The sequence below is a fragment of the Nesterenkonia muleiensis genome, assembly GCF_003600155.1.
GTDB lineage: Bacteria > Actinomycetota > Actinomycetes > Actinomycetales > Micrococcaceae > Nesterenkonia > Nesterenkonia muleiensis.
Map to the genome: position 1 here is coordinate 26,498 of NZ_QWLD01000009.1, position 13,633 is coordinate 40,130.

At 61.7% G+C, this 13,633-nt stretch carries 14 protein-coding genes, 1 tRNA gene, 1 other RNA gene and 2 pseudogenes; 9 read left to right on the top strand and 9 right to left on the bottom strand.

Going from position 1 to position 13,633, the window contains the following annotated elements; genetic code table 11:
* Positions 1-84: 84 nt before the first annotated feature.
* From DVO78_RS03055 to DVO78_RS18295, 8 genes and pseudogenes are all read left to right on the top strand, one after another.
* Entirely contained in the window at positions 85-2,328 is a 2,244-nt protein-coding gene (locus DVO78_RS03055) for a type IV secretory system conjugative DNA transfer family protein (RefSeq protein WP_120003350.1), read from the top strand.
* A gap of 297 nt (positions 2,329-2,625) precedes the next feature.
* Entirely contained in the window at positions 2,626-3,390 is a 765-nt protein-coding gene (locus tag DVO78_RS03060; RefSeq protein WP_162301555.1) for a replication-relaxation family protein, read from the top strand.
* A gap of 109 nt (positions 3,391-3,499) precedes the next feature.
* Positions 3,500-3,859 (top strand): hypothetical protein, encoded by a 360-nt coding sequence (locus DVO78_RS03065; protein WP_157983833.1) that lies wholly within the window; start codon positions 3,500-3,502, stop codon positions 3,857-3,859.
* A complete protein-coding gene (locus tag DVO78_RS03070) occupies positions 3,860-4,378 on the top strand; it encodes a hypothetical protein (RefSeq protein WP_120003353.1) in 519 nt (172 codons plus the stop codon).
* Positions 4,375-4,881 carry a hypothetical protein gene (locus tag DVO78_RS03075; protein WP_120003354.1) on the top strand — a complete coding sequence of 169 codons (507 nt, stop codon included), beginning with the start codon at positions 4,375-4,377 and terminating at the stop codon, positions 4,879-4,881. Before DVO78_RS03070 ends, DVO78_RS03075 begins: the two co-directional genes overlap by 4 nt.
* Positions 4,871-5,269, top strand: coding sequence for a hypothetical protein (locus DVO78_RS03080; RefSeq protein WP_120003355.1), 399 nt, complete (start codon positions 4,871-4,873; stop codon positions 5,267-5,269). Before DVO78_RS03075 ends, DVO78_RS03080 begins: the two co-directional genes overlap by 11 nt.
* Before the next feature lie 133 nt (positions 5,270-5,402).
* The gene (locus DVO78_RS03085) at positions 5,403-5,639 is read left to right on the top strand and encodes a helix-turn-helix domain-containing protein (protein ID WP_120003356.1); all 237 of its coding nucleotides are present in this window, start codon (positions 5,403-5,405) and stop codon (positions 5,637-5,639) included.
* A pseudogene (locus DVO78_RS18295) lies at positions 5,632-6,708 on the top strand (site-specific integrase); the annotation flags it as partial. The gene DVO78_RS03085 and the pseudogene DVO78_RS18295, both read left to right, overlap by 8 nt.
* 200 nt (positions 6,709-6,908) lie before the next feature.
* Here DVO78_RS18295 and DVO78_RS17430 read toward each other — a convergent pair.
* A tRNA-OTHER gene (locus tag DVO78_RS17430) sits at positions 6,909-7,014 on the bottom strand.
* A 335-nt stretch (positions 7,015-7,349) separates the two neighbouring features.
* On the opposite strand from DVO78_RS17430, the pseudogene DVO78_RS18300 reads away from it, so the two are divergent.
* Positions 7,350-8,123: pseudogene (locus DVO78_RS18300) on the top strand (recombinase family protein); the annotation flags it as partial.
* 354 nt (positions 8,124-8,477) lie between these two features.
* Here DVO78_RS18300 and DVO78_RS03105 read toward each other — a convergent pair.
* From DVO78_RS03105 to DVO78_RS03140, 8 genes are all read right to left on the bottom strand, one after another.
* A complete protein-coding gene (locus tag DVO78_RS03105; protein WP_157983835.1) occupies positions 8,478-9,029 on the bottom strand; it encodes a hypothetical protein in 552 nt (183 codons plus the stop codon).
* A gap of 1 nt (position 9,030) precedes the next feature.
* Positions 9,031-9,408: a transfer-messenger RNA gene (gene ssrA / locus DVO78_RS03110) on the bottom strand.
* A gap of 44 nt (positions 9,409-9,452) precedes the next feature.
* A complete protein-coding gene (locus tag DVO78_RS03115; protein ID WP_120003360.1) occupies positions 9,453-9,863 on the bottom strand; it encodes a FluC/FEX family fluoride channel in 411 nt (136 codons plus the stop codon).
* The gene (locus DVO78_RS03120; protein ID WP_157983837.1) at positions 9,853-10,353 is read right to left on the bottom strand and encodes a fluoride efflux transporter FluC; all 501 of its coding nucleotides are present in this window, start codon (positions 10,351-10,353) and stop codon (positions 9,853-9,855) included. Before DVO78_RS03120 ends, DVO78_RS03115 begins: the two co-directional genes overlap by 11 nt.
* A gap of 22 nt (positions 10,354-10,375) precedes the next feature.
* Positions 10,376-11,095 carry a metal-dependent transcriptional regulator gene (locus tag DVO78_RS03125; protein ID WP_120003362.1) on the bottom strand — a complete coding sequence of 240 codons (720 nt, stop codon included), beginning with the start codon at positions 11,093-11,095 and terminating at the stop codon, positions 10,376-10,378.
* A gap of 4 nt (positions 11,096-11,099) precedes the next feature.
* Positions 11,100-11,954 (bottom strand): metal ABC transporter permease, encoded by an 855-nt coding sequence (locus DVO78_RS03130; protein WP_120003363.1) that lies wholly within the window; start codon positions 11,952-11,954, stop codon positions 11,100-11,102.
* Positions 11,947-12,690, bottom strand: coding sequence for a metal ABC transporter ATP-binding protein (locus DVO78_RS03135; protein ID WP_120003364.1), 744 nt, complete (start codon positions 12,688-12,690; stop codon positions 11,947-11,949). The genes DVO78_RS03130 and DVO78_RS03135 overlap by 8 nt, the downstream gene beginning before the upstream one ends.
* Entirely contained in the window at positions 12,683-13,609 is a 927-nt protein-coding gene (locus DVO78_RS03140; RefSeq protein WP_202912073.1) for a metal ABC transporter solute-binding protein, Zn/Mn family, read from the bottom strand. Before DVO78_RS03140 ends, DVO78_RS03135 begins: the two co-directional genes overlap by 8 nt.
* Positions 13,610-13,633 lie beyond the last annotated feature (24 nt).

A 13,633-nucleotide genomic window follows, 5' to 3' on the forward strand; every position in this document is an offset into this window, starting at 1 on the left:
GGGCACCGCGTCAGATCCCCGGGACTACCTGCTCGGTAACGGTACCGTCAGTGACCGAGCAGATAACGACGGTGAGGCGTCGTCATGACTGCCTCACCGAAGGACCCGGCCCGGCTGACTCCGACGATGAGGGATGCCAGCGCTCTGGTGCTGTCCCGGATGATCTTCCCGCGCACGATCCCCAGCGACAAACTGGTGCAGGTGCTGCGGCAGTTTGCCGCCGAGAGTCAACCTGGTCGCATTCTGCTGGAGGCTTCCCGTACTGGTGAGACAGCACCCGAGCACTTGCTCGGCACCACCCCACAGAACACCGCCAAAGTGCGCCGCCTGCTGGCAGACCTGCTGCCTGGAGTGGTGATCCACTCCGCAGCAGATGTTGTCCGGCAGAAGCCGACCAGTGCTGCCCGGATGGTGCTCAAGCCCGCCAGCTTGCCCCTGAACGCTGACCGAGCTGAGGCAACCACCTTCGCCCTCTACGAGGCGCTACAAACCCGGCTAGAACCTGGTGAGCGGCTCACATTCCAAGTGGTCCTTGGGCGCGGTCTGCACCCTGCCAGCACGCCGGGCAAGCTCCCGGATCCGCGACCACAGAGCCTCCTGGGAGTACTCGGCCACGGGGTCGGGCAGGCTCCCCATGAGGTGCGCAAGCGCATCGCAGACCGCCGAGCCGACTACGGCCTCGAGGCCAATATTCGGGTGGGAGTCACCGCAGCGACACCAGAACGTCGAGAGCGCCTGGCCACCAGCGTGATCTCCGCCCTGGCAGTGATGGAAGCTCCAGGTGTGGATGTCTCGCTGCGAGTGGAGAACCCGAAGTGGTTTCACCACGCCCAGATCAGGCGTCCCTGGCGACTGTCGGTCTCGGAGCTGGCTGGGCTGAGTGGTCTACCTGTCGCAGATCCCCGCAGCGACACCGCGCTGCCGGGTATGCCACCGGCGCATCCGAAGATGACGCGGCTGGACTTCAGAGTCAACGGCAAGGAGCGCGTGTTCGCCAGCTCGCTATTCTCCGGTGATCAGCGCCCCGTCGGCCTAGCTGCCGACGACGGTGGTGCCATGAGGCATATGGCCTTGATTGCGCCCACCGGTGCTGGGAAATCCTCCACCATGGAACGCCTGGCCATTGAAGACATCCGAGCGGGTCGAGCAGTGGTCTACGCGGACCCCAAGGGTGACGGAGCTAGCGCCAGAATCCGTGCCTGCATCCCCAGGAGCCGGTGGAAGGACGTCTACGAAATAGACCCCTCAGACCCCGAGCCGTTGGGGTTCAATCCACTGGATGCCACCGGGAGAGACCCCGACGTCGTCGCCGACAACGTGCTCGCCGTGTTTGCCCGAATCTTCTCAGACGGCTGGGGACCCCGGACCGCAGACCTGCTCCTCTGTTCAGCCAGAACCTTGAGCAGGACTGGTACCCCGGAGCACCCGCACACGATTCCAGATATCCAGCGCCTGTGGCTTGACCACACGTGGCGCAGGCGTCTCATTCGCCAGCCTGTCATCCAGGAGGATCCGGCGCTGGTCTCCTTCTGGGCCTGGTACGAGAGTCTGAGCCCGGGTCAGGCAGCCAACGTTATTGCCGCACCCAGCAATAAGCTACGCGCTTTGCTGAAACCCGCAGCAGCGCGAATCCTTGGGCAACGGCACAGTGGGTCGGCGCTACGCGATGTCTTCCGGGATGGGCGGATCGTCCTGCTCTCCACCAACCCCGCCACCGCCGGTGAGCTGACCGTTGCGGCGATCTCCGCCCTAGTCATTAATGAAATCTGGATGGCGGTGCAGGAACGCGGCGCATTGCCCGCCGGTAAACGGCCTCCAGCCGTGGTTTACATTGATGAGGCTGACCGGCTGATGAGCCTGCCATTGAACCTCGCCGACGCGTTGCAGCGATCCCGCAGCTACGGCGTTGGCTGGGTGCTTGCCATGCAGGCCTTCTCCCAAGCGCCGAAGGACATCCAGGCGGCGTTGAAAACCAACGCTCGGTCGATGGTGGTCTGGAAGGCAGAAGACTATGCCGAGGCTCAAGCAGTCGCCAAGCTTGCACCGGAGCTTGAGGCAGAGGACTGGATGGCCTTGGACCGGTTCCAGGCCTATACCCGACTCAGCGTCGGTGGGGTCTCAACACCTTGGGCGCTGATTCAGACCCTGCCACCTGTTCCGCCCGAGCACGCCCCCAGCATCGTGCTGGCTTCTTCCCGTGCTACCCATCTGCGCGAAGAAGACCCCCCGCCGAACTCTGACGGAGCAGAAGAACCACTCGTCAAAGGGCCCGAGAGCAGCGGGGAGGTCGGATTCGGCGGGAAGAAAACCACCGATGACCCCATCTGACCTCCTTGCCAGATGGGGTCATCGGACGGGTCATCGACAGAGACTTCGCGTTGGGGTCAGGGCAGCCAGTTCCCCGGAACCATAGGCATCTTCGCCCACTGCAGCAAACGACTCTTACCCCTGTTTGGACAGGTGAGTCGTCCCCGGCCACCATACCGCTCACCAGTGGTCGACCGATCTCCCAAGCTGTGCCAGAGCTCTCCGGGGCAACCAGAAATATCTACGTGTAACTAGAAGGGACTTTCGTTCATGTCACAACGAACCATTGATCTGATGGGTCGACTCTCAGATAGAGATTTGCGCATCATCGCAGACCTCGAAGCTCACAAGATGCTGACCACCAGGCACATCCAGCGATTGCATTTTCCTGTTTGGCCAGATGGTCACGCCACCCAGACTGCTGCTACCAAGGCTTGCATACGCGTCCTAGACCGCCTGAAAAGTCACGGTCTGGTGGACCGGCATGACCGGTGCATCGGTGGGGTCCGGGCAGGTTCCAGCGGCTACGTCTGGCATCTGAGCTACGCCGGAGACACACTGCAGCGCCACCGCACCGGACGGACCAAACGAAAACAATACCTCGCGCCCAGTACTGCTTTCATGGCGCACCAGCACGCGGTCTCTGAAGTCGCGGTCACCCTCCGCGAACTACACCGCGGTGGCGAAATCGATCAGAAGTATCTGCAACTGGAGCCTGAGTGCTGGCGTGACTTTCTCGGCCCTCACGGGCAACCAGTCACGCTGAAACCCGATCTGTTCTTCGCCTACAGGGTCGGTGACTGGGAGGAATACCAGTTCCTGGAAGTCGATAAGGGCACCGAAGACCTGACCAAAATCCGCCGAAAGATCCAGGTCTACCTCCAGCACCTGCATGCAGGTGTTGAAGGGCGGCGCTGGGGTGTTCATCCCGCAGTCACCTGGCTAGCTCCCGATAAGGCCCGAACCGAGGCTCTTCAGTCTGCTATCGCTACCCACGAGGCGCTTCCAGCTGGCTTCATGAGCGTAATCGAGGCTTCCTCGTTCTCCGACTCGATTAAGCGGCCGAAGGACGGTAGGACATGACAGGTCCAGCTCCATCGCGACCGCCATAGCTCCAAGCCGCCTAGATCCCCTGACCAGGGAGCCCTCATGTGCCCAATGCAATAACTAATCCTCGAAAGGAGGACCACAGATGAAAACTCCCGCACCAACGCTGGAACCACCAACAGCCGAAGATAAACCAGAACAACCTCTCGACCCCCAGAGAGATCATGCGATAGACGCCGCTGTGCGCACCGGAGGCGTAGACCACGCCATCGCCCGGAAGATCTGCCAAACCATGCGACTCAAGGCTGACAGTGCCTTGTGGCACTTCGCCCAGACCGGACACCTGGATGCCGAATGCGCCCTGGCAGAACTGGAATGCCGGTTCAACGCCAACGACTACATCCCATGGATATCCGCACTCTGGGACTACCTCGAGCGCATCGTCACCCTCCAGCGCCGCGAAAGCGTCCTCACCTCATCCAACCCACTCGGAGAGATGGCCTAGATGGAAGGCGCAGACCCCGGCCCACACACCGAGCAAGAGCAGTTCGACGCAAGCATCGACACCGACGCCCTCCTGCGGCTCGAACAATTCAACCCCGAGCTGGGGAACGGCGATGTCCAGGAACTCTTAGATGGGTCCCGCACCTCAGAAATCGTCGAACACCACACCCAGTCGACCTACAACTCCCAAATCCAGAACGACATCGCGAAGCTTCACAGCAGGTACGGCACACCCTTCGCCGCGTTCCTGAACCTGGAGGACATCGACCTCAGCGGTGGCGGCCATAGTCTCGCGCAGCAGTTCCACTCCTGCTACCTGGGCAGCTTCAATACCTACGAAGAGCTGGCCCAGTCACACATCCGAGCCCTGGGCTGGCAAGAAGAAATCGACAAACTCATACGAACTGAAGCCATCCCACCAGGCTTCTTCACTTGGGACTACAAGGTCGTCATCAAACTCATCACCGAAGCCTGGGACATCGTCGAGCTCGACGGCTGGCTGCATCAATTCAGTAAATGACCTCGAAGGGAGGAACCAAGAACATGTATGAAAAACTCAACTGCAATCAACACCTCACCGAGAAGGACCGTGCCGAGCTCGTCGATTCCAGCCGACTTCCCGAAGCGTTTCTTCATGGCATCTACCCGCAGAAGAACCACCACGTTCGCGAGTTACACCGTCGCTACGGCACCCCGATGATCGCCTGGATTCTTCACCGCGAATCCAGCGACGATCCTGCGGACTGGGAAGACGAATACCTCGCGACCTACGAAGGCTCCTTCGAAGATGTCGAGCACTTTGTGGAGAAACGGCTACAGGCCGACCGCATCGAAGGTCACCTGAGAAATCTCACTGACGAACTTCGGCTCCCCGAAAATTGGATAGTCATCAATTGGGAGGCGGTCAAGGCCGACCTGATGGCCGTCACCGACCTGGTGCCCCTGGATGGCCGAGTGCATGCATTCGCGAAACTGAGATTCTCAGCAGAAGACACGACCCAGGAGCACCACCATGGAGCGTAACCAGGACGCTAGCGAACACTACGACCACGAGCGCCCAGACGATGCCCTGGATGACTATCTCCACACCACCCGGTACCTGCTCGGGGGCGTCATCTCAGAGAAGGGGAACGCCTTCCAGGCATACCTGGACTCCATCGCCCCTGAAGATGTGGTCGATGAAATGGCCACGGGCTTCGTCCGCCGTTACCACGGTTGCTTCCCATCCAAACGGGAAGCCATACAGTCCGTCATCGGCACCGATGATCTGGAGGACTACGACCACGACATCGATGAGCTCTGGGAACGCGTGGAGAGCTACTACGAGGTCATCCACTACGCAGACGGGCAGATCTACCTCTTCTTGACTGCTGGTCCTCAGGATCTGGGCCGTTCGCGCTCGGCTGGATAAAACCCCAGGTCAGGCGCACATTGGACTCCCAATCCAAGGCCAACGGAGGTAAAATAGTAATAGGTAAATAATCACTAGATACTGACACTGCCGATATGGAGGAAGTCATCTAGCGGCGCAAAGGAGAACTACCATGCACCCCCAGAAGTACAACCCACCAGATGAGCCGAGGCTCTACACTGTCGCAGAAGTTGCTCATCTTCTGCACCTCAGCCAGTGGACAATAGCCAAGCTCATCCGAGAACAGGAAATCCGGTCAGTGAAGATCGGAGCCCGCAGGCTAATTGCCCAGGAGGACCTGGAGGACTACGTCCAGTCACTTCGCGGTGTCGCCTCGCCTTCATCAGCTCAGGAGGCACACCATGGCTAAACGACGAGCCAACGGTGAGGGCAGCATCTACCATCGAAAAGACGGACGCTGGGAAGCCAGTGCATTCGTCCCGGTCATCAACGGCGGTCGTAAGCGTATCCGCTTCGTCGCAAAGTCCCGTGAGCAGGTGGCCGCGAAACTCCAGGAGGCGCTGCGGCAGGCGCGCCGGAACATTCCACGCAGTGACCGTCACTTCACAGTCGGCGATTGGCTGGATCTCTGGCTGCGAGAGATTATGCCCCAGCGCGTGCGATCTTCGACTTTGAATAATTATCGGGACATCATCGAACTGCACCTCAAGCCAAGGCTGGGTCGGAAGAAGTTGGAGACGCTCTCCGTTCTGACAGTCCAGTCGGCCATTGACCAGATGATGCGAGATGGCATCGGTACCCGCACCATCGGCAAATCACGCCAGGTGCTCTCATCTGCGCTCACCCATGCGATGCGCCGGGAACTCGTCTTCCGCAATGTCGCGATGGCGGTGGAGGTGCCGTCCTACCGGCGCGCACCGATTCAGCCCTGGACAGCAGGGCAGGCAAAGCACTTCCTCGAATCATCGAGAAAAGCCAGGCTCCATGCGGCGTACGTACTCCTGCTGGTCTACGGCATGCGGGAGGGTGAAGTCCTCGGTCTGCGTTGGCGCGACATCGACTTCGACAACGGCGAGATCCACGTCCGCCAACAGGTACATCACCGGAACCGGCAGTTTGAGGCATCAGAGGTCAAAACCGAGTCCGGCCGACGCGTGCTGCCGATGATCGACGTCGTACGAACAGTCCTCACGGACTACGCGGCTGTGCGGGAGGTGGAGATACCAGAGTTTGTTCCCGGCAGTCCGCCTCACAGTACGGATGACACCGTCGTTCAGACACAGAGCGGAACACCGGTGGAGGCATCGAACCTCCGCCGATCCTGGTATCGGGATATCGAGCGAGCGGGGCTGCCTGCAATCAAGATTCACCATGCTCGCCACACGGCTGCGACACTTCTGGCCTCTATGGGTGTACCGGAGCGTGAAACGCAGCTGATCCTCGGGCACTCCAACATCGCGACAACCCAGCAGATCTACACCCACGCGAACCTCCATATCCGCCGCGCAGCGTTGGAGAGAATCGGTGATCTCATTGGCACACAGAAGCCCGACATAGAGGTGCTGGGCAGCGGTTACCGTCAAAACTACCCACAAGACCGGGCGACGCCACAAGAAGCTGAAGTCGTCAAGGACGCAAAAGACCCCCGCATAACGGGGGTCAGAAGCGAAATAAAACCTGGTAGCACCGACAGGGATCGAACCTGTGACCTCAGGCTTATGAGCTTGACAAAAGACACTTTTGATTGTGTAGCGACCCCTGTTATCACGTCGCTGCACAGTGCCACACGACGGCAGTTTCTGGCAGCGGTTGCCGTCAAAAAGACCCACATCTTCGACGAGCCTGCGGTCAGTGACCGCATCGCTCACCATGGGCAGATTCTGGCCGATATCAGCCGCCATCGCCAAGCTGAGAAACTCAAGCACCTCTCGTTCCCGTACAACCTGATCACCCACCAGGAGGAGTTGCTATGACCGAGCTTGATTCCATACCAATACATCCCGACCAGCTAGAGCTGGACGGTATCTATTCCGGCAATGGGCAGGAGCCGCAGTACCCTGACGGTATTCCCAAGGGCAAGCGGGCTGTGGCCTACCTGCGGGTCTCCACACCCAAGCAGATGCGCCAAGACTTCGGCCCAGAGGGCATCTCCGTGCCCGCTCAGCGCCAGGAGTGTTACCGGGCAGCGGAGAAGCACGGCCTGACCATCGTGGACGAATACATCGAGCCGGGTCGGTCAGCCAGAGAAATCACCAAGCGGGTTGAGTTCCAGAAGATGCTTGAACGGATCCGCGAGGTCAAAGACGTCGATGCCGTCATCGTCTACAAGCTCAGCCGATTCAGCCGCAACCGTCTGGACGACGCCGTGGTCGCTGCCGAACTCAAACAGCGGCACGTCAAGCTCATCTCGGCCACCGAGTCCATTGATGAGACTCCGGTTGGTCAGCTTATGCACGGCTTGCTGGCAGCATTCAATGAGTACCGCAGCGCAGAAGACGGAGCGGACATCTCATACAAAATGGGCCAGAAAGCGCAGAGCGGAGGAGCCCTGGGTCGAGCTCCCATCGGCTACATCAATACGCTGCAGCGGGTGGACGGCCGTGAGGTGCGTGACGTGACGGTGGATGAAGAGCGTGCCCCATTAATCCGCCTGGCGTTTGAGCTCTATGGTGATCCTGATGCCACACTCCGGGATGTACTGGATGAGATTACTCATCGTGGGTTGACCACACGCCCAACGCCGACACGTCCAGCTGGCCCAATCAATGTCAGTACGCTCCAGAGGATACTCCAGAACCCGTTCTATCGCGGATACGTGAAGTACCGAGAGGAGTTGTATCCGGGAAGACATGAGCCGCTGATCGACCAGCAGCGGTGGGACAAGACTCAGGAACTGATGCGTGCGCGTGGTTATTCACGAGAGCGACGGCGGGTCATCCAGCACTACCTCAAGGGAAGTGTTCATTGTGGCGAGTGCTGGCACCGTGAGAAACGAGTCCAGAGATTAGTTATCCAGCGAGCAAGGAACCGCCACGGGGATGAGTACCTGTACTTCTTCTGCCCGGAGACCAAGCGCGAGCCCTTCCGTTGCAGTGCCAAGTACTCCAATGTTTTGCGCGTAGAAGCGGCTGTCGCTGAGCATTACCGCACGGTGCAAGTCGACCAGGGCTTTGCCAACAGCATGCGCGAAGTGCTGGAGAAGGCGCTGCTAGAGGATGAAGTCAGTCAACGAGAAAGGCACTCCCAGCTAGAAAAGCGGCTCGTTCAGCTCGAGGAGCAAGAGAGCCGCCTGATAGACATGTTGGCCGATGGTGATATGCCGAAGCTGAAGGTCAAAGCCAAGCTGCATGAGATCGAACGAGACAAAGGCCGTCTCCAGGAAGAACTGTCCAACGTGGTCGATACTTTGACCAATGTGGCGGAGTTCGTTGATGTCAGCCTGGACCTGCTCCAGGATGCCCACACGCTCTATGTGCAGGCCGACGACGAGATTCGGCGCAGGCTCAACCAGGCGGTCTTCACCAGGATCTTCATAAACCGAGATGAGGTCACCGGGCACGAACTCGATGAGCCATTCGGTGATCTGCTGACTATGCAGACCATTTACAGATCGGGCAAGGCAGGAGAGAGATTGGAGCGTACCCGTGAGAAGGCTATCGACACCTGGGGGAAGCACCATCCGGGTACGTCTCCAGGAACCAAGAAAGGCGCCGCCCGGATGGGCGACGCCTTCTGTGGGAGGCTCATACAGCTCAACGAAAATGGTCCAGATTGGGCCATTTTTTGGCATAAGCCCCATAGGGTGGAGACGGCGGGAATTGAACCCGCGTCCGATCTGGACTTTCGTGGACTTCTACGTGTGTAGTCCGCTTGGCGTGTTACTCGGTCCCAGGTGTCTCACGGACAAGCACCTGACAGACCCAGCCGCATTAATTGTTGAGAATCCTCCCTGCGGCGAGAAGGACTCTCCAGTGGCCATCTAGCTGATGCCAGTCACTGAGCCGATGGCGTACTCAGGCTGACAGACTCGCGGTCGCTGTATTTCAGGCAGCGAGGGCGAAGTCAGTGCGCTTAGATTCGGCACTTATTGGGTTGCGCAAGGGGTATTAACGTGGTCACTTGGCGTCCACGACACGCTTCCCCACGATCACCTCAGATCGTCGAAACCGATCGTCCCCGTATGGAGTTATCAAACTCGTCACCCGCCACGAAGGCGGACCACTTAGAATATATCAACCACCACGGCCCCGGCAACATTCCCGGCCAGGCTCCAGCCCAGCGCCAGCCCCGCCGCCGCGGCCGCGATACCGCAGCCGGCGTGGACAGACCACAGGCCCACGGCCTTCCAGCGGGACCCGCCAAGCCACAGCTGCGCGGCACGCAGTGCGACGGTGGCGAAGGTGCTTAACGCTCCCACCAGCCCCATGGTCAACAATCCCGCCGCCCAAGGCTGCCAGATCGCTTCCCCTGCGCCGCCGGCGCCGATCAGCACGCCCAGCAGCAGACAGCCCAACGTGTTGGCATAGAGAATCCCCGCCCGCAGACAGCGGTCCAGGACAAACCGGATGACAGCACCCGCCGCTCCGCCCACGGCCACTGCAGCAACCACCCCTGCTGTCAGCTCAAGCGTCATCACGGGACGCACCCCCGAACACCGCTCGGCCCACGGTGATCCCCGCAGCGGCCGCCGCTGTGCAGAACAGCATGGAGATCACCAGGTAGGCCCCGACCTCCCAGAGTTCGGGAGGTATCACCAGCGAGGACGCCATCTGGGCAAAGAGGTCACGCTGCTGGGCAGCCGCCCCGGCCAGGATGACTGCCGAAAACGTGGTGAAGGAGCCCAGGAAGCCTGTGCCCAGCACCGGAACCGCCCACCGGGGGAGCCTCGACCAGGCATGAGAAACCCCGATCAGCACCCCGAGTGCTGCCGAACCGGAGAGATTCACCACCAGGGTCGCCCACGGGAACCGCATGTACTGCTCCTCGGAGACCACCACCAGCAGCAGGCGCAGCACAGCGCCGCAGGCACCGGCGGCGGCGACCCAGATGATCAGGGCAGGGAGCGAAGGCCCGGCGTCGTCGTTCCTCTGCGGCGAAGCCGCATACTCTTCGGTGGTGGGCACGGGGTACAGAATAGACCCTCAGTCAGTCCGTACGGACGCTGACGCGCACAGCGTGGGCCACCTCGTGCTCAATGGGAACCGTGGCCTGGCGGTCCGGTCCGCTGATCACCACGTTTCCGTCTGCTGAGGCCACCACAGTGACCATCGCGCCGATCGGCACGCGCTGCTCGGCTAGCACCCGCAGCGCGCTGGGGACAGCGTCATCGACCTGCTCCACCCGGACCTCGGCCTGGGCGGGGGCCTGGCACAGCAACGTGGTGTCCGGATAGTTCAGGCTCAGGTCCTGTGCGGGTATCGGATCGCCGTGAGGATCGGTGCTGGGGTGCCCCAGCTTGGCGTCCAGCCGAGCGATGAAGGTCTCAGACACCGCATGCTCCAGCCGCTCGGCCTCATCATGCACCTCATCCCAGGAGTATCCGAGATCCCGGACCAGCCAGGTCTCGATCAGCCGATGCCGGCGCACCATGGCCAGGGCCAGCCGGCGTCCCTCCTCCGTCAGCCTGACCGGAGCATAGGGCCGGTGCTCCACCAGGCCCTGCTCCGCCATCTTGCGGATCATCAGTGAGACCGACGGATTGGAGACTCCCAGCGTCTTGGCCAGGGCACTGGCGGTGACATCGGCGCCCTCCCATTCAGCCAGACCGTAGATGGTCTTGGCGTAGTCCTCGATGGAGGTGGTCGCCCCAGCTGCCCCTCCGGTCGAAGGGAGGGTCGAACGGCCTTGGGCTGAAGTGCGTGGCATATACCTATTGTGCCTGAGCTCGCGCCCGTTGCCACAGCTGCGGCAGCAGTCCCCGCCGGGGGGAGAAGAGGTAGGCCAGGATGAATTGGGCCGAGGCGGCCAGCACGATGGATCCACCGGTGGACACATCCAGCCAGTAACTGGTGTAGACCCCGAGCACTGCGGACAGCCCACCCACCGCGGCCGAGACGGCCAGCATCGTTCCGAAACTGCGCACCAGCATAAACGCCGTGGCCCCGGGAATCACCAGAATCGCCACCACAAGGATCACCCCGAGGGTCTGCAGCGCAGTGATCGTGGTCAGCGCCAGCAGCATCAGCAGCACCGTGGTGAGCACCCCGACCGGCAGCCCGATGGCCCGGGCGTAGATGCGGTCGAAGGCCACCAGGGTGAAGTCGCGGCGCTTGATGAACAGCACTGCCGCAGTCAGCGTCCCGAGTGCGGCCACCTGGTACAGGTCAGCCCGGGAGGTGCCCAGGACGTTGCCGAAGAGGATGTGCTGCAGATGGGTCTGGGTGGTGACCGTGGACATCAGGACCAGTCCCAGTGCGAACAGCGAGGTGAAGACCACTCCGATGGTCGTGTCGCGCTTCAGCGTGGTGGTCTGGCCCAGCGCCCCGATGAGCGCCACCGCGGCCATGCCGAACACAAAGGCGCCAAAGCCCAGAGGGATGCCCAGGACGAAGGCCAGCACCACGCCGGGCAGGATGGAGTTGGCCACCGCCTCGCCCATCAGGGACCATCCCATCAGCACCAGCCAGGCCGAGAGCATCCCACAGACCGCGGCGGAGATCACGGCCACCGCCAAGGCGTTCTGCATGAACGGGTACTGCAGCGGGGTGAGGATCAGGTCAAGCATTCGTGCCTCCCAGCTGTGCTTCGAAGGCACTGGCGAGGTTTTCCTCGGTGAGCACCTCGGTAGGGGGTCCTGAGGCCAACACGCGCCGGTGCAGCAGAATGACCTGATCGGCCAGCTGCTGCACGCCCTCCAGGTGATGGGTGGAGATCAGCACGGTGCTGCCTTGGCTGCGCAAGTTATGGAGCACCGTGGTGATCAGTGCCTCACTGCTGCGGTCAACTCCGGCGAAGGGCTCATCCAGCAGCATCAGAGGGGCGCCCTGTGCCAGGGCGCGGGCCACGAAGGTCCGCTTGCGCTGGCCCCCTGAGAGCTCTCCGATGGCCCGCCTGCGGTACTCGGTCAGCTGGGTCTGCTCCAGCGCCTGGTCGACGGCGCTGCGGTCCTTGGCGCGGGGAATGCGGAGGAACCCGGTATGCGGGTACCGGCCCATCATCACCACCTGTTCCACGGTGATCGGAAAGGTGGAGTCGATCTGCTCATGCTGCGGGACGAAACTGACCTGATTTCGACGCCGCGCCTCGGCTGGGGGGCGCCCGAACAGCCGCACCCTGCCGCTGGCCACAGGGGCCAGACCCAGCAGCGCGGAGAACAGAGTGGATTTCCCGGAGCCGTTGGCCCCCAGCAGCGCGGTGACCCGGCCGGGTTCCAGGCTCAGGCTGACGTCCTCGAGTGCGGTGACGCCGGGATACCCGGCGGTGAGGGAGTCGACGACGACGGTGTCGCTTCGGTCACTCATGGGCGCCGAGGATGGTGTCGATGGTGTGCTCCAGCAGCTCCAGGTGGGTGGGCGCAGGGCCGTCGGAGTCGGTCAGCGAGTCAACGTAGAGCGGCCCGGCCAGTTCGGCGCCGGTGGTCTCTGCCACCTGACGCTGGGCGGAATCGTTGACGGTGGACTCACAGAAGATCGTCTCCACGCCGTGCTCTTCGACGAACCGGATCTGCGCCTCAGCCTGTTGGGGTGTGCCCTCACTTTCGGCATTGAGCGGCCAGAGGTAGTGCTCATCGAGTCCGAGATCATCGGCGAGGTACCCGAAGGCGCCTTCGCAGGTGACCAGGATCGCGGCAGAGTGTTCGGCCGCGCGTTCCTTGGCGCTTTCGGCAATCTGTTCCAGTTCGGTCCGGTAGGCGTCCGCGTTCTGTGCGAAGTACTCGGCGTCGTCGGGGGAGAGCTCGGCCAGGGCCGCCTCGATATTGTCCACATAGGTCTGGGACTGGACCGGGGAGATCCAGCCGTGCGGATCGAGAGGAAGATCCTCTGCTTCGCCGGGGTCGTCGGGGTGATTGGGAAGACGGGTGATGGGCCGGGCGTCGATCCCCTCGGAGGCGATGGCCGTAGGGGCCTCGGAATGGGCGATGAACTGCCCGAACCATGCCTCCAGCCACAAGCCGTTCTCGATGACCAGATCAGCATCGGCGGCGGCCTGGACATCTGAGGGCGTGGGGTCGTACTCGTGGACCTCCGCGCCGACCGGAGTGATGGAGCGGACCTCGATGCGCTCGCCGCCGATCTCTTCAGTGATATCGGCCAGGATGGAGAAGGTGGTGACCACCAGGGGCAGGCTGTTGGCGTCGTCGGGATCTTCTCCGGTGGGGGAGCAGGCTGCCAGCAGAAGCGGGAAGGGCAGCATCATTGCTGCCAGACGATGTTTAGGCATGACTACAGATTAGTATTAGGTGTG

What these genes read in the sequence shown, in the direction of transcription:
- DVO78_RS03055 (WP_120003350.1), top strand. Translation starts at nt 85, where the DNA reads ATGACTGCCTCACCGAAGGACCCGGCCCGGCTGACTCCGACGATGAGG.
- DVO78_RS03065 (WP_157983833.1), top strand. Translation starts at nt 3,500, where the DNA reads ATGAAAACTCCCGCACCAACGCTGGAACCACCAACAGCCGAAGATAAA.
- DVO78_RS03070 (WP_120003353.1), top strand. Translation starts at nt 3,860, where the DNA reads ATGGAAGGCGCAGACCCCGGCCCACACACCGAGCAAGAGCAGTTCGAC.
- DVO78_RS03075 (WP_120003354.1), top strand. Translation starts at nt 4,375, where the DNA reads ATGACCTCGAAGGGAGGAACCAAGAACATGTATGAAAAACTCAACTGC.
- DVO78_RS03080 (WP_120003355.1), top strand. Translation starts at nt 4,871, where the DNA reads ATGGAGCGTAACCAGGACGCTAGCGAACACTACGACCACGAGCGCCCA.
- DVO78_RS03085 (WP_120003356.1), top strand. Translation starts at nt 5,403, where the DNA reads ATGCACCCCCAGAAGTACAACCCACCAGATGAGCCGAGGCTCTACACT.
- DVO78_RS03105 (WP_157983835.1), bottom strand. Translation starts at nt 9,029, where the DNA reads ATGGGGCTTATGCCAAAAAATGGCCCAATCTGGACCATTTTCGTTGAG.
- DVO78_RS03115 (WP_120003360.1), bottom strand. Translation starts at nt 9,863, where the DNA reads ATGACGCTTGAGCTGACAGCAGGGGTGGTTGCTGCAGTGGCCGTGGGC.
- DVO78_RS03125 (WP_120003362.1), bottom strand. Translation starts at nt 11,095, where the DNA reads ATGCCACGCACTTCAGCCCAAGGCCGTTCGACCCTCCCTTCGACCGGA.
- DVO78_RS03130 (WP_120003363.1), bottom strand. Translation starts at nt 11,954, where the DNA reads ATGCTTGACCTGATCCTCACCCCGCTGCAGTACCCGTTCATGCAGAAC.
- DVO78_RS03135 (WP_120003364.1), bottom strand. Translation starts at nt 12,690, where the DNA reads ATGAGTGACCGAAGCGACACCGTCGTCGTCGACTCCCTCACCGCCGGG.
- DVO78_RS03140 (WP_202912073.1), bottom strand. Translation starts at nt 13,609, where the DNA reads ATGCCTAAACATCGTCTGGCAGCAATGATGCTGCCCTTCCCGCTTCTG.